This is a genomic window from Streptomyces sp. NPDC005496 (assembly GCF_042872045.1).
GTDB lineage: Bacteria > Actinomycetota > Actinomycetes > Streptomycetales > Streptomycetaceae > Streptomyces.
The window spans coordinates 173,372-190,514 of sequence record NZ_JBIAJQ010000014.1; the positions used below are offsets into that span (position 1 = coordinate 173,372).

17 protein-coding genes and 1 pseudogene are annotated in these 17,143 nt (G+C 72.5%); 6 read left to right on the forward strand and 12 right to left on the reverse strand.

What is annotated here, in order from left to right; translation table 11 throughout:
* Positions 1-31: 31 nt before the first annotated feature.
* The gene (locus tag ACFYQQ_RS34995; protein WP_355786412.1) at positions 32-880 is read right to left on the reverse strand and encodes a menaquinone biosynthesis protein; all 849 of its coding nucleotides are present in this window, start codon (positions 878-880) and stop codon (positions 32-34) included.
* A 355-nt stretch (positions 881-1,235) separates the two neighbouring features.
* On the opposite strand from ACFYQQ_RS34995, the gene ACFYQQ_RS35000 reads away from it, so the two are divergent.
* Positions 1,236-1,439 carry a cold-shock protein gene (locus ACFYQQ_RS35000; protein WP_010986243.1) on the forward strand — a complete coding sequence of 68 codons (204 nt, stop codon included), beginning with the start codon at positions 1,236-1,238 and terminating at the stop codon, positions 1,437-1,439.
* A 96-nt stretch (positions 1,440-1,535) separates the two neighbouring features.
* Here ACFYQQ_RS35000 and ACFYQQ_RS35005 read toward each other — a convergent pair whose 3' ends face one another.
* Positions 1,536-3,431: an AMP-dependent synthetase/ligase gene (locus tag ACFYQQ_RS35005; protein WP_356167044.1), complete on the reverse strand. Its 1,896-nt coding sequence runs from the start codon at positions 3,429-3,431 to the stop codon at positions 1,536-1,538.
* 221 nt (positions 3,432-3,652) lie between these two features.
* Complete coding sequence (locus tag ACFYQQ_RS35010; RefSeq protein ID WP_388906578.1) at positions 3,653-4,960, reverse strand: acetyl-CoA C-acetyltransferase; 1,308 nt, start codon at positions 4,958-4,960, stop codon at positions 3,653-3,655.
* Positions 4,961-5,045: 85 nt separating this feature from the next.
* Here ACFYQQ_RS35010 and ACFYQQ_RS35015 point away from each other — a divergent pair, with 85 nt between their 5' ends.
* Together ACFYQQ_RS35015 and ACFYQQ_RS35020 are read left to right on the forward strand one after the other, a co-directional pair.
* Complete coding sequence (locus ACFYQQ_RS35015; protein WP_356167039.1) at positions 5,046-6,362, forward strand: 3-oxoacyl-ACP reductase; 1,317 nt, start codon at positions 5,046-5,048, stop codon at positions 6,360-6,362.
* A gap of 756 nt (positions 6,363-7,118) precedes the next feature.
* A complete protein-coding gene (locus ACFYQQ_RS35020; protein WP_355783964.1) occupies positions 7,119-8,021 on the forward strand; it encodes a MaoC/PaaZ C-terminal domain-containing protein in 903 nt (300 codons plus the stop codon).
* On the opposite strand, the gene ACFYQQ_RS35025 is transcribed toward ACFYQQ_RS35020, so the two are convergent.
* From ACFYQQ_RS35025 to ACFYQQ_RS35065, 9 genes and pseudogenes are all read right to left on the reverse strand, one after another.
* The gene (locus ACFYQQ_RS35025; RefSeq protein ID WP_355783967.1) at positions 8,018-8,665 is read right to left on the reverse strand and encodes a TetR/AcrR family transcriptional regulator; all 648 of its coding nucleotides are present in this window, start codon (positions 8,663-8,665) and stop codon (positions 8,018-8,020) included. The genes ACFYQQ_RS35020 and ACFYQQ_RS35025 overlap by 4 nt on opposite strands.
* A gap of 49 nt (positions 8,666-8,714) precedes the next feature.
* Entirely contained in the window at positions 8,715-9,017 is a 303-nt protein-coding gene (locus tag ACFYQQ_RS35030; protein ID WP_355783970.1) for a DUF4229 domain-containing protein, read from the reverse strand.
* 137 nt (positions 9,018-9,154) lie between these two features.
* A pseudogene (locus tag ACFYQQ_RS35035) lies at positions 9,155-9,673 on the reverse strand (GNAT family N-acetyltransferase); the annotation flags it as partial.
* A gap of 7 nt (positions 9,674-9,680) precedes the next feature.
* Positions 9,681-10,844: an aminofutalosine synthase MqnE gene (mqnE, locus tag ACFYQQ_RS35040; RefSeq protein ID WP_355783973.1), complete on the reverse strand. Its 1,164-nt coding sequence runs from the start codon at positions 10,842-10,844 to the stop codon at positions 9,681-9,683.
* An 88-nt stretch (positions 10,845-10,932) separates the two neighbouring features.
* Entirely contained in the window at positions 10,933-11,388 is a 456-nt protein-coding gene (locus ACFYQQ_RS35045; RefSeq protein ID WP_121405402.1) for an Lrp/AsnC family transcriptional regulator, read from the reverse strand.
* Positions 11,389-11,441: 53 nt separating this feature from the next.
* The gene (locus tag ACFYQQ_RS35050) at positions 11,442-12,128 is read right to left on the reverse strand and encodes a UbiX family flavin prenyltransferase (RefSeq protein WP_355783977.1); all 687 of its coding nucleotides are present in this window, start codon (positions 12,126-12,128) and stop codon (positions 11,442-11,444) included.
* A gap of 31 nt (positions 12,129-12,159) precedes the next feature.
* Positions 12,160-12,456, reverse strand: a complete 297-nt coding sequence (locus ACFYQQ_RS35055; RefSeq protein ID WP_355783980.1) for a Uma2 family endonuclease — start codon at positions 12,454-12,456, stop codon at positions 12,160-12,162.
* Between the two features lie 27 nt (positions 12,457-12,483).
* Positions 12,484-13,386 (reverse strand): menaquinone biosynthesis prenyltransferase MqnP, encoded by a 903-nt coding sequence (gene mqnP / locus ACFYQQ_RS35060; protein ID WP_355783983.1) that lies wholly within the window; start codon positions 13,384-13,386, stop codon positions 12,484-12,486.
* Complete coding sequence (locus ACFYQQ_RS35065) at positions 13,383-14,837, reverse strand: menaquinone biosynthesis decarboxylase (protein ID WP_355783986.1); 1,455 nt, start codon at positions 14,835-14,837, stop codon at positions 13,383-13,385. The genes mqnP and ACFYQQ_RS35065 overlap by 4 nt, the downstream gene beginning before the upstream one ends.
* A gap of 178 nt (positions 14,838-15,015) precedes the next feature.
* On the opposite strand from ACFYQQ_RS35065, the gene ACFYQQ_RS35070 reads away from it, so the two are divergent.
* The 3 genes from ACFYQQ_RS35070 to ACFYQQ_RS35080 all read left to right on the forward strand — a co-directional run bounded on the left by ACFYQQ_RS35070 (position 15,016) and on the right by ACFYQQ_RS35080 (position 17,051).
* Positions 15,016-15,408 carry a PLD nuclease N-terminal domain-containing protein gene (locus ACFYQQ_RS35070; protein WP_355783989.1) on the forward strand — a complete coding sequence of 131 codons (393 nt, stop codon included), beginning with the start codon at positions 15,016-15,018 and terminating at the stop codon, positions 15,406-15,408.
* 148 nt (positions 15,409-15,556) lie between these two features.
* The gene (locus tag ACFYQQ_RS35075) at positions 15,557-16,015 is read left to right on the forward strand and encodes a nucleoside deaminase (protein ID WP_355783991.1); all 459 of its coding nucleotides are present in this window, start codon (positions 15,557-15,559) and stop codon (positions 16,013-16,015) included.
* A gap of 85 nt (positions 16,016-16,100) precedes the next feature.
* On the forward strand, positions 16,101-17,051 hold the full coding sequence (locus ACFYQQ_RS35080; protein ID WP_356167254.1) for a 2-oxoglutarate and iron-dependent oxygenase domain-containing protein: 951 nt from the start codon (positions 16,101-16,103) through the stop codon (positions 17,049-17,051).
* Positions 17,052-17,143 lie beyond the last annotated feature (92 nt).

Sequence of the window (17,143 nt, forward strand, 5' to 3'; positions counted from 1 at the left end):
CAGCAGGGTAGTGCCGCCGGGGCCGGGAGCCTCAGGGCTTCAGCAGCCGCACCTCGACGTCGGCCGGGAACCCGGTCGTGGGCCCGACGCGGCGGGCGAACTCCGTGACGGCCTCCAGCTGCGGGCCGCCGAAGCGGAAGTCGAGCGTCGTGAAGTACCGCTCCAGGACCCGCTCGTCGAAGGCCTCCCAGCGGGCCGCCTGCTCGGCGACCTTGGCGACCTCGTCGAGCGAGAGGTCCCGGGAGGCGAGGAAGGCCTCGTGGACCTTGCGGGTGACGACGGGCTCGCGCTCCAGGTAGTCGCGCCGGGCCGCCCACACCGCGAAGACGAACGGCAGGCCCGTCCACTCCTTCCACAGCGTGCCCAGGTCGTGCACCTCCAGGCCGAACTTCGGGCCGTCCAGGAGGTTGGCCCGCAGCGCCGCGTCGCCGATGAGGACGGCGGCGTCGGCCTCCTGCATCATCAGGCTGAGATCCGGCGGGCACGTGTAGTACGAGGGCTGGACCCCGACCTTCTCCGCCAGCAGCAGCTGGGCCAGGCGCACGGAGGTGCGCGAGGTCGAGCCGAGGGCGACCCGGGCGCCGTCCAGCCGGTCCAGCGGGACCTGCGAGACGATCACGCACGACATCACCGGGCCGTCGCAGCCGACCGCGATGTCGGGGAAGGCGACCAGGTCGTCGGCGTGCTTGAGGAACTCGACGAGCGTGATCGGCCCGATGTCGAGATCTCCCTGCACCAGCTTCTCGCTGAGCTTCTCCGGGGTGTCCTTCGTGAGCTCGAAGTCGAGGAGCGTGCCCGTTCTCGCGAGCCCCCAGTACAAGGGCAGGCAGTTCAGGAACTGGATGTGGCCGACGCGCGGCCGGGTGCGAGAATTGTCCACAACGCGAGGCTAGCCCCCATGCGGTACGGTGCAGGTTCCGGGTCCCCGAGTGGTTCGAGAAACCCTCCCGACCTCTTGTGTCAACCCTCGTGACAGCGAGTCGGCACCGCTACGTCAACCCCGGCCAGAGGCTGGTCGGACATCCGGGTGACGTGATCTTTCCCTCTGTTGCTTTCGGCTGCCCGCATGCTAGGCTCGCCGCAAGTTGCAGTTTGGTTTCCCTTGCAGTACAGAGCCTGCGGAGCATGTGACCGCGGGCTCTCGTCGTTTTCAGACGAATGCAGTTGTCAACACGCAGTTGTTTACACCTTGCAGGTTCTGGAGCAGGGCAACCCTTTGGGCCCAAGGAGGGCTTATGGCTACCGGAACCGTGAAGTGGTTCAACGCCGAAAAGGGCTTTGGCTTCATTGCCCAAGAAGGCGGCGGCCCGGACGTCTTCGTCCACTACTCCGCCATCAACGCGAGCGGTTTCCGCTCTCTCGAAGAGAACCAGTCGGTTTCCTTCGACGTCACCCAGGGCCCGAAGGGTCCTCAGGCGGAGAACGTCACCCCGCTCTAAGCCTTCGGCTCCAAGAGCCCAGTGCTTTGATCCGGAACGATCAGTAGTACCCAAGGAGCCCCGCACCAGCCCGGTGCGGGGCTCCTGCCTTTCCCGTCACCGCTCGTACATCGCCTCCACCTGGCGGGAGAAGTCCCGCAGGATCACCTCGCGGCGCAGCTTCATCGACGGGGTCAGCTGGCCGGCCTCCTCGGTGAAGGCGCCGGGCAGGATGGCGTAGCGGCGGATGGACTCCGGGCGGGAGACGAGCTTGTTGGCCTCGTCGACGGCGCGCTGGAGGACGGCGTGCAGGTCCGGGTCGTCCAGCAGGAGCTGCGGCGGCACGCCGTGCTTGCCGTTCATCTGGCGCCAGTGGGTGATGCCCTCGGGGTCCAGGGTGATGAGGGCCGTGATGTAGGGGCGGCGGTCGCCGAGGACCATGCACTGGGCGATCAGGGGGTGGGCGCGGAGCCAGTCCTCCAGCGGGGCCGGGGCCACGTTCTTCCCGCCGGCGGTGATCAGGATCTCCTTCTTGCGGCCGGTGATGGTCAGATAGCCGTCGTCGTCCAGCTCGCCGAGGTCGCCCGTGGCGAACCAGCCGTCCGGAGCCGCGTCGACGACGCCGCCCGCGTGCGGGTCCCAGTAGCCGCGGAAGACCTGTCCGCCGCTCAGCAGCACCTCGCCGTCGGCGGCGACGCGCACCCGGGTGCCCGGCAGGGGCAGGCCGACGGTGCCCAGCCGGGGCTTGGCCGGCGGGGTGACGGTGGCGGCGGCGGTGGTCTCGGTGAGGCCGTAGCCCTCGTAGATCTCGATGCCGGCGCCGGCGTAGAAGGCGGCCATGCGGCGGCCGAGCGGGGAGCCGCCACAGATCGCGTAGCGCACCCGGCCGCCGAGGGCGTTGCGGATCCGGCGGTAGACCAGCGGGTCGTAGAGGGCGCGGGCCGCCCGCAGGCTGCGGCCGGGGCCCGGGCCGGTGCCGTGCTGACGGGCCTCCAGGGCCTCGCCGTAGCGGCGCGCGATGCCGGCCGCGCGGTCGAAGGAGGAGGCGCGGCCCAGCTTCTCGGCCGTCGCGCGGCCGGTGTTGAAGACCTTCTCCAGGACGTAGGGGATGGCCAGCAGGAAGGTGGGCCGGAAGCCGGCCAGGTCGGCGAGGAGATCGTCGGTGCGCAGGCTCGGGGCGTGGCCCAGTTTGACCCGGGCGCGCAGACAGGCGATGGCGACCATCCTGCCGAAGACGTGCGACAGCGGCAGGAAGAGCAGCGTGGAGGCGGCTTCCGAGGTCCGCGCCTTGAAGATCGGGTAGAGCAGTTCGATCGCGTTGTCGATCTCGGCGAAGAAGTTGCCGTGGGTGAGGGCGCAGCCCTTGGGGCGGCCGGTGGTGCCCGAGGTGTAGATGAGGGTGGCGAGGGTGTCGGGGCCGAGCACGCCCCGGCGTACGGCGACCTCCTGGTCCGGGATCTCGCGGCCCAGCTCGGCGAGCCGCTCCAGGTGGCCCTTCTCGAAGACCCACATGTGCCGCAGGTCCGGGATGCGGTCGCGCTCGGGGCCGAGGGCGGCGGCCTGGGCGACGGACTCCGCGGCGAGGGCGACGGCTCCCGAGTCCTGGAGGATCCAGCGGGTCTGGAAGACGGAGGAGGTCGGGTAGACGGGGACGGTGACCAGGCCGGCCGCCCAGGCGGCGAAGTCCAGGAGCGTCCACTCGTACGTGGTCCGCGACATGATGGCGATGCGGTCGCCCGGCATCAGGCCCTCGGCTATCAGGCCCTTGGCGACCGCGAGCACCTCGGCCGCGAACTCGGCGGCGCTCACGTCGTGCCAGCGGCCGTCCTGGTCCTTGCGGCTGAGGACGGGGTCCCCGGGAGCGGCCGTCGCGTTGTCGAAGGGGATGTCCGCGAGCGAGCCGTGGGTGACCGGTGCGACGAGGGGCGGCAGGGACACCTCGCGCACGACGCCGTCCAGCCGCTTGATCTCCGGTTCCGCCGGCGGGGGCGGGGACGCGTACAGGCTGGACACGGGGCGGCTCCTTGGCTGCGGGGACCCGGGAGGGACGAGGGTCGCGCTCCCTCGTACGGCGCCGGGGGTCGGGAAGTTCAGCCGGGCGGCGTCCGCCGCGCCGGGTGAGACGGGGATCGTACGGCGCCCGCGTGTGGGGCTTGTGGGGCTCCGGGGCGGGCGGCGTGCGAGTTGTTACCGCCGGTAGGCGCGGGCGTCGCGGCGTCGGGCGCCCGCGTCCGTCAGGGGCGCTCCAGGATCGCCGTCACCCCCTGGCCGCCGGCCGCGCAGACGGAGATGAGTCCGCGGCCCGGCGTGCCCCGCTCGGCGAGGAGCGCGGCGAGGGTGGCGACGATGCGGGCGCCGGTCGCGGCGAAGGGGTGACCGGTGGCCAGGGACGAGCCGGCGACGTTGAGGCGGGCGCGGTCGACGGGGGCGAGTCCGCGCTTCTCCCAGGCGGCCAGCGTGGCGAGGACCTGGGAGGCGAACGCCTCGTGGATCTCGACGAAGTCGAAGTCCTCGATGCCGAGTCCGGCCCGCTCCAGCATGCGCGGCACCGCGTACGCCGGTGCCATCAGCAGCCCGTCCTCGCCGCCCGCGACGTCGCCGCCGACGAAGTCGACCGCGGCGGTCTCGTACGCCGTCAGGTACGCGAGCGGCTCCAGGTCCCGGGCCTCCGCCCACTCCTCGCTCGCCAGCAGGACGACGGCCGCGCCGTCCGTGAGCGGCGTCGAGTTGCCCGCCGTCATGGTCGGGCCGGGGGCGCCGGTGCCGAACACCGGCTTGAGCGTGGCGAGTTTCTCCACCGTGGACCCCGGCCGCAGGTTCTGGTCCCGGGTGAGCCCGCGGAAGGGGACCACCAGGCCGTCGAGCAGGCCCCGGTCGTACGCGGCCGCCAGCCGCCGGTGGCTCGTCGCCGCGAGTTCGTCCTGCGCCTCGCGCGGGACGCCCCAGGCGCGGGCGGTGACGGCGGCGTGCTCGCCCATGGACAGGCCGGTGCGCGGTTCGGCGTTGCGGGGGATGTCGGGGACGACGTGCGAGGGCCGGATCCGGGCCAGGGCCTTCAGGCGCGCGCCGGGCGACTTGGCGCGGCGCGCTTCGAGGAGGATGCGGCGCAGCGAGTCGTTGACGCCGAGGGGCGCGTCGCTCGCGGTGTCGGCGCCGCCCGCGACGGCGGACTCGGTCTGGCCGAGGGTGATCTTGTTGGCGGCGGCGACGACCGCCTGGAGGCCGGTGCCGCAGGCCTGCTGGATGTCGTACGCGGGGGTGCGGGCGTCCAGCAGCGAGCCGAGCACGGTCTCGCGGGCGAGGTTGAAGTCGCGGCTGTGCTTGAGGACGGCGCCGGCGACCAACTCCCCGACGGCGCCCGGCTCCTGGAGGCCGAAGCGCTCCACGAGGCCGTCGACGGCGGCGGTCAGCATCTCCTGGACGGAGGCCGTCGCGTACGGGCCGTCGGAGCGGGCGAAGGGGATGCGGGTGCCGCCGACGACCGCGACGGGGCGTGCGGCCGCCGCGCCGAGGGGCGCCCGTGCCGGACCGATGGGGTTCATCTCGACCTGCTCCTGACCCTGCCGTAGCCTTACCAGCGGTAACCTTACTCCGGAGTAAAGTAACGTCCTAGCCGGGAGTTGGACAATGGCCGACCGCTATCTGCGCTTCGCCGGCACCGCGCCGGGCCGCTTCCTGACCCGCGGACTCGGGCTGCCGCAGCCCGCCGCGCTGCACCGCTGGTCGGCCGAAAGGCCCACGCTGGAAGGGCCGTTGCTGCATCTGACGGCGGGGAAACCGGGCTTCGACCTCGCGGACGTGCCGGCGCGCACGGGTCTGGAGGTGCGCACGGAGGCCGCCCGGCCGGCGGCCGTGCTGCTCGACGCCACCGGGGTCGCCGACGTCGACGCACTCGCCGAGGTCCACGCCGCGCTGCACCCCGTGGTCGGTTCGGTCGCCGCGAGCGGGCGGGTCGTGGTCCTCGGGACGCCGCCCGACCCCGCCGACCATCACCGGGCCGCGGCCCAGCAGGCGCTGGAGGGGTTCGTCCGCTCGCTGGGCAAGGAGATCGGACGCGGCCGCACGGTCACGCTGGTGCGCGTCACCGGCACCGCGACCGCCGCCGCCCTCGAATCGACGCTGCGCTTCCTCCTCTCCCCCAAGTCGGCGTACGTCAGCGGGCAGGTGATCGAGGTCGGCGGCGGCGAGGTGACGGCGCCCGAGGACTGGTCGCGGCCGCTCGCCGGGCGGACCGCGCTCGTCACGGGAGCCGCGCGCGGCATCGGTGAGGCGGTCGCCGCGACGCTGGCCCGGGACGGGGCCACGGTGGTCTGCCTGGACGTGCCTTCGGCGGGCGCCGAGCTGACGGCGGTCGCCGAGCGGCTCGGCGGCAGCGCGCTCGCGCTCGACATCACCGCGGTCGACGCGGGCGCCCGGATCGCGGACGCGCTGCCCGGCGGGCTCGACGTCCTCGTCCACAACGCGGGCATCACCCGGGACCGGCGGCTCGTCAACATGCCCGCCGAGCGGTGGAGTCCGGTCCTCGACGTGAACCTCGCGAGCGTGCTGCGCACGACCGACGCGCTGCTGGACGCCGGGGCGCTGCGGCGGGGCGGGCGGATCGTGGCCACCGCGTCCATCGCGGGGCTCGCCGGGAACGCGGGGCAGACGAACTACGCCGCCGCCAAGGCGGGTGTGGCCGGACTCGTCCGGTCACTGGCGCCGCGGGCCCTGGCCGAGCACGGGATCACGGTCAACGCGGTCGCCCCCGGATTCGTCGAGACCCGCATGACCGCCGCGGTGCCGCTGTTCATCCGGGAGGCGGGGCGCCGGATGAACTCCCTCGGGCAGGGCGGCCTGCCGGTCGACGTCGCCGAGACCACGGCCTACTTCGCCCATCCGGCGTCCGGGGCCGTGAACGGGCAGGTGCTACGGGTGTGTGGCCAGAGCCTCCTAGGAGCGTAGGGCTGACGCGCCCGGCCCACCGGAGAGGCCGGCCCGCTCCCCTCGCCCACACCGGCACCCGGCGCCGCCGTGGACGCGCCGGCGGTTCGACGCACCCGGCGCCCCCGCCGCACCGCCCGGACAGGCCAACTCCCCTCGTCCGCATCAGCACCCGGCGCCGCCGTGGACGTGCGGGCGGGTCGGCGAACCCGGCACCCCATCGCACCGCCCGAGCGGGCCAACTCCCCTTCTCCTGCATCAGCACCAGCGTTCCACGTCGAGGTGGGTCGGCGAGCCCGGCGCCTACGGGGCACCGCCTGCGCCCACCCTCCCCCACTCTCGGCTCCGCTCGAGCGGGGGGACCCCCATCGCCCCAGCGGCACGATTGCCCGCAGCTCATGCGGCAGACTGCCGCCCCACGCCGCACGCCTGGCGCGCTGGAGGGGGCCGGTCCGCCGGCGCCAGCCGGGTGGGTGGGCGCCACCCCACGCCGCATGCCCGTCCGCCAGGTTGGCGTCGCCCACCGGCCCGCACCCGAGCCACCGGGCCGGCGCCCCCTCGGCTCAGCCCCCACGGCCCGCAGTCGCCATCGCACCGAAGGGGCCGTGCCGGTACATCAAATGGCCGTCGAGACGGGGACGTACGCAACCGAGGAACGCTGGTGACGGACGCCGACACCACCTACCGACGGCCGGATGTACCGGCACGGCCCCGACCCACCCACCGGACGGCCAGCGCCCCGACGCCCACCACACCGCACCCACGCCAGGAGCCCCCGTGCACAACCGCACCACCGTCCTCGACGCGCCCCCCGCGCTCACTCCCCTTCTCGCCCGTGGTGCCGCCCTCTCCCTGTTGAAGCGGCGGCCCCGCCCCGGGGTCGTTCACACGCCGACGCGCCTCACCCTGCCCGGCGTCCGCATCGACCTGGCCCGGCTCGCGGCCTACGAGCGCGTGTGCGGTTTCGTGACCGGCGCCGACGCCCTCCCGGTGACGTACCCGCACGTCCTGGGCTTCCCGCTCGCCATGCGGCTCATGGCGGCCCGCTCGTTCCCGCTACCGCTCCTCGGCCTGGTGCACACCTCGATAGAGATCACCCGGCACCAGCCCCTCGGCACCACGTCGGAGTACGAACTCACCACGTACGTGGAGGAGTTGACGCCCCATCACCGGGGCACGCAGGCGGTCGTCGTGACCAAGGCCGGCACCGACGGCACCGTCGTGTGGGAGTCCCGCAGCACCTACCTGGCCCGCCACCGCACACCCCGCCAGACCGGTCCCACCCCACCACCGACGGCGCCCAGGGAGCAGAACCCCACGTCGTCCGAGGCCGGGCGCCCGCCCGTCATGGCGACCTGGCGGGTCGGAGCCGACACCGGCCGGCGCTACGCCGCCGTCTCCGGCGACCGCAACCCGATCCACCTGCACCCCCTCACCGCCCGCCCCTTCGGCTTCCCCCGGGCCATCGCCCACGGCATGTGGACGGTCGCCCGCTGTCTGGCGGAGCACCCCAGCGACGGTCCGGTGCACGTGCGCGCCGAGTTCAAGGCCCCGGTCCTGCTCCCGGGCACGGTGACGTACACGTCCGAGGGGACGTCCTTCGCGCTCCGGGGCGAGGGCGACCGCCTGCACCTGACGGGCGAGGCCCGCGACCTCGGCGCCCTCCCGGCGGACGGCTAGTGCTCCGCCGGCGGCGACCAGGGACGCCCCGCCATCAGCTCTCCGAGCCCCGCCCAGGCGAAGTTCATGAGGGTCGCCGACGCCTGCTTGGCGGAGACGCCCGGCGTCGCGTTGGCCCATGCGGCGAGCGACTCGGCGGCACCGACGAGGGCCTCCGCGAGCCCGGCGACCTCGCGCTCGGCGAGCGAGGGATCCCGGTGCGCCTCACGGGCCGCGATGACGATCAACTGGGTGACGAACGCGACGAGTTCCTCCCGCATCGCGGTGACCTCGGCGGCGAACGGCTCCCCGTGCGTACGGGCCTGCCGGTGCAACACCGCCCACCCGTCGGGGTTGCGCGCGGTGTGCTCGAAGAACGCCCGCAGCCCTTCCCAGAGTTGGCGGTCGGCGGGCAGCCCCGCCCGCACCCCCGCCCGCACCGCCGCGGTCAGCGCCTTCGCCTCACGCCGAATGCATGCCGTGAACAGGTCTTCCTTGGAGTTCAGGTACAGGTACACCAACGGCTTGGACACGCCCGCCAGATCGGCGATCTCGTCCATCGACGCGGCCCGGTACCCCCGTTGCCCGAAGGTCTGTACGGCGGCGTCGAGCATCTGCTGCTCCCGCACCGCACGCGGCATCCGCTTGTTCTTCACAGCACCCATACGGGCAAGCGTACGATCGGCCGCTCGCGCCCGGGGGCGGAGCGGAACGTCAGGAAGCGCCGCCGTGCGCGCCCCGGGCGGCGTCGTCGACGACGTCCTCCTGGGAGCGGTTGCGCTCCAGGTTGGCCTTGGCGCGGTCGACCCGGGCCACGACCTGCGCGGAGGCGCGGTCGCGCTCGCCGCGCAGCACGACGAAGCTGATGGGTGCGGAGATCACCAGGGCGAGCAGGACGACCCACATGTAGTTGGAGTCGCCGAGGCCGCGCGGGGCGATGCCGGAGTAGACGAGGCCCCAGACGACCACGAAGCAAGCCACGAAGACACCGAGGCGCATCAGTGTGTAGCGGAGCATCTCAATCCACTCTTCCGTTCCGTGGGGATCTCCCCTCCCGCGTTCCCGGGGGCGCGGGGAGGTCCCGAAGGGGCACTCTCCAGTGAAGCACGCCCCAAAGCGGATCTTTCGCCGGGGGCTCGCTCGCCGGGGGCGGCCAGCGGCAGCAGCATCGTGACGTCGTCGCGGTCGTCGCCGGGCGCGACCCGGATCGCGCCGGGCACCCGGCCGACCTCCTGGTAGCCGCAGGAGGCGTAGAAGCGCTCCAGGCCCTCGCCGCCGCGGCAGGTGAGCCGTACCGCCTCGATACCGGGCAGGGTGGCGGCGGCCTCCGCGGCGGCGGCGAGCAGGTCACGGCCGTAGCCGCGGCCCTGGTGCCGGGGGTGCACCATCACCGTGTAGAGCCACAGCCAGTGCCGCATCAGCCGGTGCGTGTTGAGGGCGAGGAAGGCGGTGGCGGCGACCGCGCCGTCCTCGTCGTGACCGACGAGGAGGCGGGTGCGCCGCTCGGTCATCGCGGCGAGGTGCTTGAGCCACTCGGGCCGGATGTCCTCGGCCGTCACGGGCGGTACGAAGCCGACGGAACCGCCCGCGTTGGAGACGTCCGTCCACAGCGCTAGCACGCCGTCACGGAGCTCCGGGCCCACGGGCGGGTCCAGGCGGAAGGTCAGTCCCATCGGAGGGTCAGACCCGCATCGGCTGGGGGGACTCGCGGCGCGCCGGGTCGGGACCGTCGTACTCGCGGATGATCTCGTACCGGGTGTTGCGCTCGACCGGGCGGAAACCGGCGTCGCGGATCAGGTCGAGCAGGTCCTCGCGGGTCAGCTTGTTCGGCGTGCCGTAGTTGTCCGCGTCGTGCGTGATCTTGTACTCGACGACCGAGCCGTCCATGTCGTCCGCGCCGTGCTGGAGGGCGAGCTGGGCGGTCTGCACGCCGTGCATGACCCAGAACACCTTCACGTGCGGCACGTTGTCGAAGAGCAGCCGGGAGACCGCGAAGGTCTTGAGGGCCTCGGCGCCGGTCGCCATCTGCGTGCGCGCCTGGAGCCGGTTGCGGACCTTGCCGTCCTTCACGTCCACGAAGTCGTGCTGGTAGCGCAGCGGGATGAAGACCTGGAACCCGCCGGTCTCGTCCTGGAGTTCGCGCAGCCGCAGCACGTGGTCCACGCGGTGGCGCGGCTCCTCGATGTGGCCGTACAGCATCGTGCACGGGGTCTTGAGACCCTTCTCGTGCGCGAGGCGGTGGATGCGCGACCAGTCCTCCCAGTGCGTGCGGTGGTCCACGATGTGCTGGCGGACCTCCCAGTCGAAGATCTCGGCGCCGCCGCCGGTCAGCGACTCCAGACCGGCGTCGATCAGCTCGTCGAGGATCTCGGAGGCGCTCAGCCCGGAGATGGTCTCGAAGTGGTGGATCTCCGTCGCGGTGAACGCCTTCAGCGAGACGTCCGGGAGGGCCTTCTTCAGCTCGCTGAGCGACCGCGGGTAGTAGCGCCACGGCAGGTTCGGGTGCAGGCCGTTGACGATGTGCAGCTCGGTGAGGTTCTCGCCCTCCATCGCCTTGGCGAGCCGGACGGCCTCCTCGATGCGCATCGTGTACGCGTCCTTCTCGCCCGGCTTGCGCTGGAACGAGCAGTACGCGCAGGAGGCGGTGCACACGTTCGTCATGTTCAGGTGACGGTTGACGTTGAAGTGGACGACGTCGCCGTTCTTGCGCGTCCGCACCTCGTGCGCGAGACCGCCGAGCCAGGCGAGGTCGTCCGACTCGTACAGCGCGATGCCGTCCTCGCGGGTCAGCCGCTCACCGGCCCGGACCTTGTCCTCCAGCTCGCGCTTGAGCCCGACATCCATGCGTGTACCTCTCCCTGTGACGAACCGAGTCCACGGTACTCCCCCGCGGATCGCGGGCGAGCGGCCCCCATCAGGCGCTTTCGGCGCCCTACTCCTCTTCCGGCAGCTCGCCGACGCGGTTCTCCCACTTCGTGGAGAGCACGATCGTCGTACGGGTCCGGGAGACGCCCTTGGTGCCGGACAGCCGGCGGATGGTCTTCTCCAGTCCGTCCACGTCGCTGGAGCGCACCTTGAGCATGAACGAGTCGTCGCCGGCGATGAACCAGCAGTCCTCGATCTCGGTGAGGTCCTTCAGCCGGCGCGCCACGTCCTCGTGGTCGGCGGCGTCGGAGAGCGAGATGCCGATCAGGGCGGTGACGCCGAGACCGAGCGAGGCGGAGTCGACCGTCGCGCGGTAACCGGTGATGACCCCGGCGGCCTCCAGCCGGTTGATCCGGTCGGTGACACTGGGTCCCGACAGTCCGACGAGGCGTCCCAGCTCCGCGTAGGAGGCCCGGCCGTTCTCCCTCAGGGCCTGGATGAGCTGCCTGTCCACCGCGTCCATGCGATCGATAGCCTTCCGCTGAAGAGATCCTGAAAGTTGATGACGTGCTGTGCTCAGGTGGTGCCGTGGGAACCGCCGCCGAGTTCGCCCTTCCAGCGGCGGTAGAGCCGGTGCTCGACGCCCGCCGCGTCGAGGACCCGTCCGGCGACGAAGTCCACCAGGTCCTGGATGTGCGTGGCGCCCGCGTAGAACGCGGGTGAGGCGGGGACGACGGCCGCGCCCGCGTCGTCCAGCGTGACGAGGTGACGCAGCGTCTGCCCGTTCAGCGGGGTCTCGCGGACGGCGACGACGAGCGGGCGCCCCTCCTTGAGGGTCACGCTCGCCGCCCGCTGGAGCAGGTCCTTGGAGAGGCCGAGGGCGACTCCGGCGACACAGGCGGTGGAGGCGGGCACGATGATCATGCCCTTCACGGGGTACGAGCCGGAGGACGGCCCGGCCGCCAGGTCCCCGGCGCTCCAGTGGCGTACGGCGTCGATCCGGTCCTCGAAGGCGTCGAAGGTGCCGGGCTTGCCGTCGGCCCCGCGGGCCAGCCAGGCGCGCAGGTCGTCCCGCCAGTGCGCGTCCCGGAAGCTGATCCCGGTCTCGTCGAGCAGGGTGAGGCGGGAGGCCCGGCTGACGACCAGGTCGACGCTCTCCTCGGCGTCCAGGAGGGCGCGCAGCACGGCCGCCGCATACGGGGTTCCGGACGCGCCGGACACCCCCACGATCCAAGGCCGCCGCTGTGTTTCTCCTGCGTTCACACCCCGAGCCTACCGGCGTCGCGGCATCGACTCAGGACCGGCGGGCCTTTGGGTCCACGGGCAGCCGGTCCGTGCGCAGCGTCAGCTCGCCCAGGGGCGAGTCCACGGTCAGATCGACGCCGTACGGGACGACGTCCCGCCCGCGGTAGCCGTCGGGGCCCGGGTTCCACATCGTCACGCAGTGGCCTTCGAGCGGGTCGACGACGAGATAGTTGGCGATGCCTCGGGAGGCGTACCACCAGGGTTTGACCTCGTGGTCACGGCGGACGCTGCTCGGCGAGACCACCTCGACGACGAACTCGATCACGTCGGCGGGGTAGGCACTCACGCCGACGACGCCGACGCGGGCCGGCGGCTAGACCGTCAGCCCGCGCACCAGCAGGTCCAGCAGGGCGCAGACGAAGAGCGCGATGCCGATGAAGCCGTTGACCTGGAAGAACGCCCGGTTGAGCCGGGAGAGGTCGTGCGGGCGCACGATGGAGTGCTCGTAGAGGAACGCGCCCGCGACGATCACCAGGCCGAGCCAGAAGAACGCGCCGGCGCCGGTGGCCGCCCCGTACCAGACGAACAGGCCGGTGGTGACGGCGTGACAGACGCGCGCTCCCCGGATCGCGGCGGGGATGCCGAAGCGGGCCGGGACCGACTTCACGCCGACCTCGCGGTCGGTCTCGACGTCCTGGCAGGCGTAGATCAGGTCGAAGCCGCCGATCCAGACGCCGACCGCGAGGCCGAGGATCACCGCGTCCCAGGACCACTCGCCGGTGATCGCGAGCCAGCCGCCGATCGGGCCCATGGCCTGGGCCAGACCGAGGATGGCCTGGGGGAAGTTCGTGAACCGCTTGCCGTACGGATAGACCACCATCGGGACGACGGCGATGGGCGCGAGGGCGAGGCACAGCGGGTTGAGCAGCGCCGCCGCGCCCAGGAAGAAGACGAGGGCGACCAGGGCGCCGGTCCAGGCGTGCTTCACCGACATGGCGCCGGTGACCAGTTCGCGGTGGGCGGTGCGGGGGTTGCGGGCGTCGATCTCGCGGTCGATGATCCGGTTCGCGGCCATGGCGAACGTCCGCAGCCCGACCATCGCGACCGTGACGAGCAGCAGCCGTCCCCAGTGGATGTTCCCGTCGAGCTCGAACATCGCCGTCAGCGCCGCGATGTACGCGAAGGGCAGCGCGAAGACGGAGTGCTCGATCATGACGAGGCGCAGGAACGCCTTGGTGCGCCCCGGCTGCGGGATCGCCGCTGATGCGCTGCTCACGAGAGTCCGTACTCCTTCCAGCGGCGGTCGACCTTCGCCGCCGTCTCCGGGTCCGACAGCACCATGTCGGGCCAGCCGCCGTCCCGGGTGTAGCCCTCCTCGGGCCACTTCCGCGTCGCGTCGATGCCCGCCTTGCCGCCCCAGAACTGCTGGTAGGAGGCGTGGTCGAGGTGGTCGACCGGGCCCTCGACGACGGTGAGATCGCGGGCGTAGTCGGTGTTGCCGAGGGCACGCCAGGCGACCTCGTGCAGATCGTGGACGTCACAGTCGGAGTCGACGACGACGATCAGTTTGGTCAGGGACATCATGTGGGCGCCCCACACGGCGTGCATGACCTTCTGGGCGTGCTTGGGGTACTTCTTGTCGATCGAGACGATCGCGCAGTTGTGGAAGCCGCCGGCCTCGGGGAGGTGGTAGTCCACGATGTCCGGGACGATGATCTTGAGGAGGGGGAGGAAGAACCTCTCCGTCGCGCGGCCCAGCGGGCCGTCCTCGGTCGGCGGGCGGCCGACGACGATCGACTGGAGCAACGGCCGCTTGCGCATGGTGACGCAGTCGATGGTCAGCGCCGGGAACGGCTCCTGCGGGGTGTAGAACCCGGTGTGGTCGCCGAACGGGCCTTCGGGCAGCATCTCGCCGGGCTCCAGCCAGCCCTCCAGGACGACCTCGGCGTTCGCCGGCACCTGGAGCGGCACCGTCTTGCAGTCGACCATCTCGATCCGCTTGCCCTGCACGAACCCGGCGAACAGGTACTCGTCGATGTCGCCGGGCAGCGGGGCGGTGGAGGCGTACGTGACGGCGGGCGGGCAGCCGAAGGCGATCGCGACCGGCAGCCGCTCACCCCGGCGGGCCGCCACCTGGTAGTGGTTGCGGCTGTCCTTGTGGATCTGCCAGTGCATGCCGATGGTCCGCTTGTCGTGGCGCTGGAGGCGGTAGAGCCCGAGGTTGCGGATGCCGCTCTCGGGGTCCTTGGTGTGGGTCAGCCCGAGGTTGAAGAAGGAGCCGCCGTCCTTCGGCCAGGTGAAGAGGGCGGGCAGCGCGTCGAGGTCGACGTCGTCACCGCGCAGGACGACCTCCTGGACGGGGGCGTCCTTCACCTTCTTCGGCGGTACGTGGGTCATCGCGCCGAGCTTGCCGAAAGCCTCGCGCACCCCGACGAACCCGTGCGGCAGCTCGGGCCTGAGCAGGCCGCCGATCTTGTCGCTGATGTCGCCGTACGACTTCAGGCCGAGCGCCTTGAGGAGGCGGCGGTCGGTGCCGAACACGTTCATCGCGAGCGGCATGGAGGAGCCGCGCACGTTCTCGAAGAGGAGCGCCGGGCCCTGGGCCTTCTGGACCCGGTCGACGATCTCCCCGACCTCCAGATACGGGTCGACCTCGGCCTTGATGCGCTTGAGGTCGCCCTCGCGCTCCAGCGCCCGGAGCAGGGAGCGAAGATCGTCGTAAGCCATGCGTCCCAGTATCGCCGAGGCACCCCGTCCGCCCGCGCGCGCCCCACCCGGCGGACGCGGGCGGCCCGGGTCCGGGGCCGGGCAGCGCCCCCTTGGCCGACATCCGCACCCGCTACCCTGTGGCCGTCACCGGGGCCCCGCGTCGCCCCGCCGTCGTTCAGTGGGGGATCGTCCGGCCATGCTGAGGTATCTGCCGTTCCTGTTGGTTCTGGCACTGTGGATCTACGCGTTCATCGACTGCCTGAACACGCCGGAGGAAGAGGTCCGCGGCCTGCCCAAGGTCGTCTGGGTAATCATCATCCTGCTCTTCGGCGAGGTGCTGGTCGGTCCGATCGCCTGGCTGGTGGCCGGCAAGGTCCGCCACACCCCGGCGAACGGCTCCACGCCCTCCCAGTGGCACCGCAACCACGGCACCCGGCAGCTCGCGCCCGACGACGACCCGGAGTTCCTGAACTCCCTCAAGGCCGAGAACCGCAAGGACGAGTCGCTCCTCAAGGACTGGGAGGCCGGCCTGCGGCGCCGCGAGGAGGAGCTGCGGCGGCGCGAGCGGGGCGAGGACGCCAAGGAGTGACGGCTCCCCGCGAGCGGCCCGCGCCCGGCCGCCCACGTCCCTGACGCCGGTTCAGGGCTCCACGGCCGGCACGGGTGCGAGCAGCCCCGGGAGGACGGGAAGCCCGTCGCGCGTTGCCCCGACCGTCCGGCCGCAGCAGAGTGGGGGCATGGAGCCCATCGACCAGGCACAGGCCCGCGCGTGGCTCGCCACCGCCGTCGCCGAGGCCCGCGCCGGGCTCGCCGAGGGCGGCATCCCTGTCGGGGCGGCGCTGTACGGCGCGGACGGCACCCTCCTCGGCCGCGGCCGCAACCGCCGCGTCCAGGACGACGACCCCTCCGTGCACGCCGAGACCGCGGCCTTCCGGGCCGCCGGACGGCAGCGGACGTACCGCGGCACGACGATGGTGACGACCCTGTCGCCGTGCTGGTACTGCAGCGGCCTGGTGCGCCAGTTCGGCATCTCCCGGGTCGTGATCGGGGAGTCCGGGACCTTCCACGGCGGCCACGACTGGCTCGCGGAGCACGGCGTGCGGGTGGTCCTCCTCGACGATCCCGAATGCGTCGCCCTCATGCGCGACTTCGTCCGCCGCGAACCGGCCCTGTGGAACGAGGACATCGGTGAGTGACCCCCGGCCCCCGCTCGTCCCCCGCGACCCCGCCGCGCACGCCACCGAGCCGGCCACCGCGCCCGGGGCCCGGACCGGCCCGCGCATCCCCACGATCGACCTGCGCCCCTGGCTCACCGGGGACGCCGACGCCCGCGCCGGTATCGCCCGCACCGTCGACGACGCCCTGCGCACCGCCGGGTTCCTGCTCGTCACCGGCCACGGCGTGGACCCCGGCCTGCGCACCCGCGTCCGCGCGGAGGCCCGCGCCTTCTTCGCGCTGCCGGCCGAGGTGAAGCAGCGCTACGCCACCCGGGTCGGCGGCCGGGGCTGGCTGGGCCGGGGAGCCGAGGCCAACGGCGGCGCCGAGGGCACCCCGACCCCGCCCGACCTGAAGGAGTCGCTGACCTTCGCCACCGACGAGCCCTTCGGCGACCCCGAACTCGACGCGCGGTGGTACGCCCCCAACGTCTGGCCCGCCGAGGTCCCCGGACTGCGCGGCCCGTGCGAGGAGTACCTCACGCGGATGAGCGGCCTCCAGCACCATCTCCTCGCCCTCCTCGGCGAGGCCCTGGGCCTGGAACCCGACTTCTTCACCCGGCACATGGCCCACCCGACGTACGGCTTCAACATCAACTGGTATCCGGGCACCGAGGTCGTCGGCGCCCCCGAGCCCGGCCAGTTCCGCATCGGCCCGCACACCGACTTCGGCACCGTGACGATCCTCGACCGCCAGACGGGCAAGGGGGGCCTCCAGGTCTTCACCGACGACGGCGGCTGGGAGGACGCGCCCCACGACCCGGCCGCGTTCACCGTCAACATCGGTGACCTGATGGCCCGCTGGACGGGCGACCGCTGGCGCTCGGGCCGCCACCGCGTGCTGCCGCCGCCCGCCGACGCCCCCGCGGAGGAGCTGATCTCCCTGGTGTACTTCGGCGAGTGCACCCCCGGCACGCGGGTCGAGTCGGTGCCCGCCCCCGTCGGCCGCGTCGCCCACGAACCGGTCGACTCCCACGTGTACCTCCGGGAGAAGCTCGACTCGATCACAGTCGGCTGACCGGCGAAAGCGTTGCGCGGCCGAACGGACAGCACGTGCCCTACTCCGAAGCAACTCCCCGCGCCGCGCACCGCTGTTGATACACCTCACCT

Coding starts and splice junctions, on each gene's coding strand:
- ACFYQQ_RS35000 (WP_010986243.1), top strand. CDS start 1,236: ATGGCTACCGGAACCGTGAAGTGGTTCAACGCCGAAAAGGGCTTTGGC.
- ACFYQQ_RS35010 (WP_388906578.1), bottom strand. CDS start 4,960: ATGAACCCCATCGGTCCGGCACGGGCGCCCCTCGGCGCGGCGGCCGCA.
- ACFYQQ_RS35015 (WP_356167039.1), top strand. CDS start 5,046: ATGGCCGACCGCTATCTGCGCTTCGCCGGCACCGCGCCGGGCCGCTTC.
- ACFYQQ_RS35025 (WP_355783967.1), bottom strand. CDS start 8,665: ATGGGTGCTGTGAAGAACAAGCGGATGCCGCGTGCGGTGCGGGAGCAG.
- ACFYQQ_RS35030 (WP_355783970.1), bottom strand. CDS start 9,017: ATGCTCCGCTACACACTGATGCGCCTCGGTGTCTTCGTGGCTTGCTTC.
- mqnE (WP_355783973.1), bottom strand. CDS start 10,844: ATGGATGTCGGGCTCAAGCGCGAGCTGGAGGACAAGGTCCGGGCCGGT.
- ACFYQQ_RS35045 (WP_121405402.1), bottom strand. CDS start 11,388: ATGGACGCGGTGGACAGGCAGCTCATCCAGGCCCTGAGGGAGAACGGC.
- ACFYQQ_RS35065 (WP_355783986.1), bottom strand. CDS start 14,837: ATGGCTTACGACGATCTTCGCTCCCTGCTCCGGGCGCTGGAGCGCGAG.
- ACFYQQ_RS35070 (WP_355783989.1), top strand. CDS start 15,016: ATGCTGAGGTATCTGCCGTTCCTGTTGGTTCTGGCACTGTGGATCTAC.
- ACFYQQ_RS35075 (WP_355783991.1), top strand. CDS start 15,557: ATGGAGCCCATCGACCAGGCACAGGCCCGCGCGTGGCTCGCCACCGCC.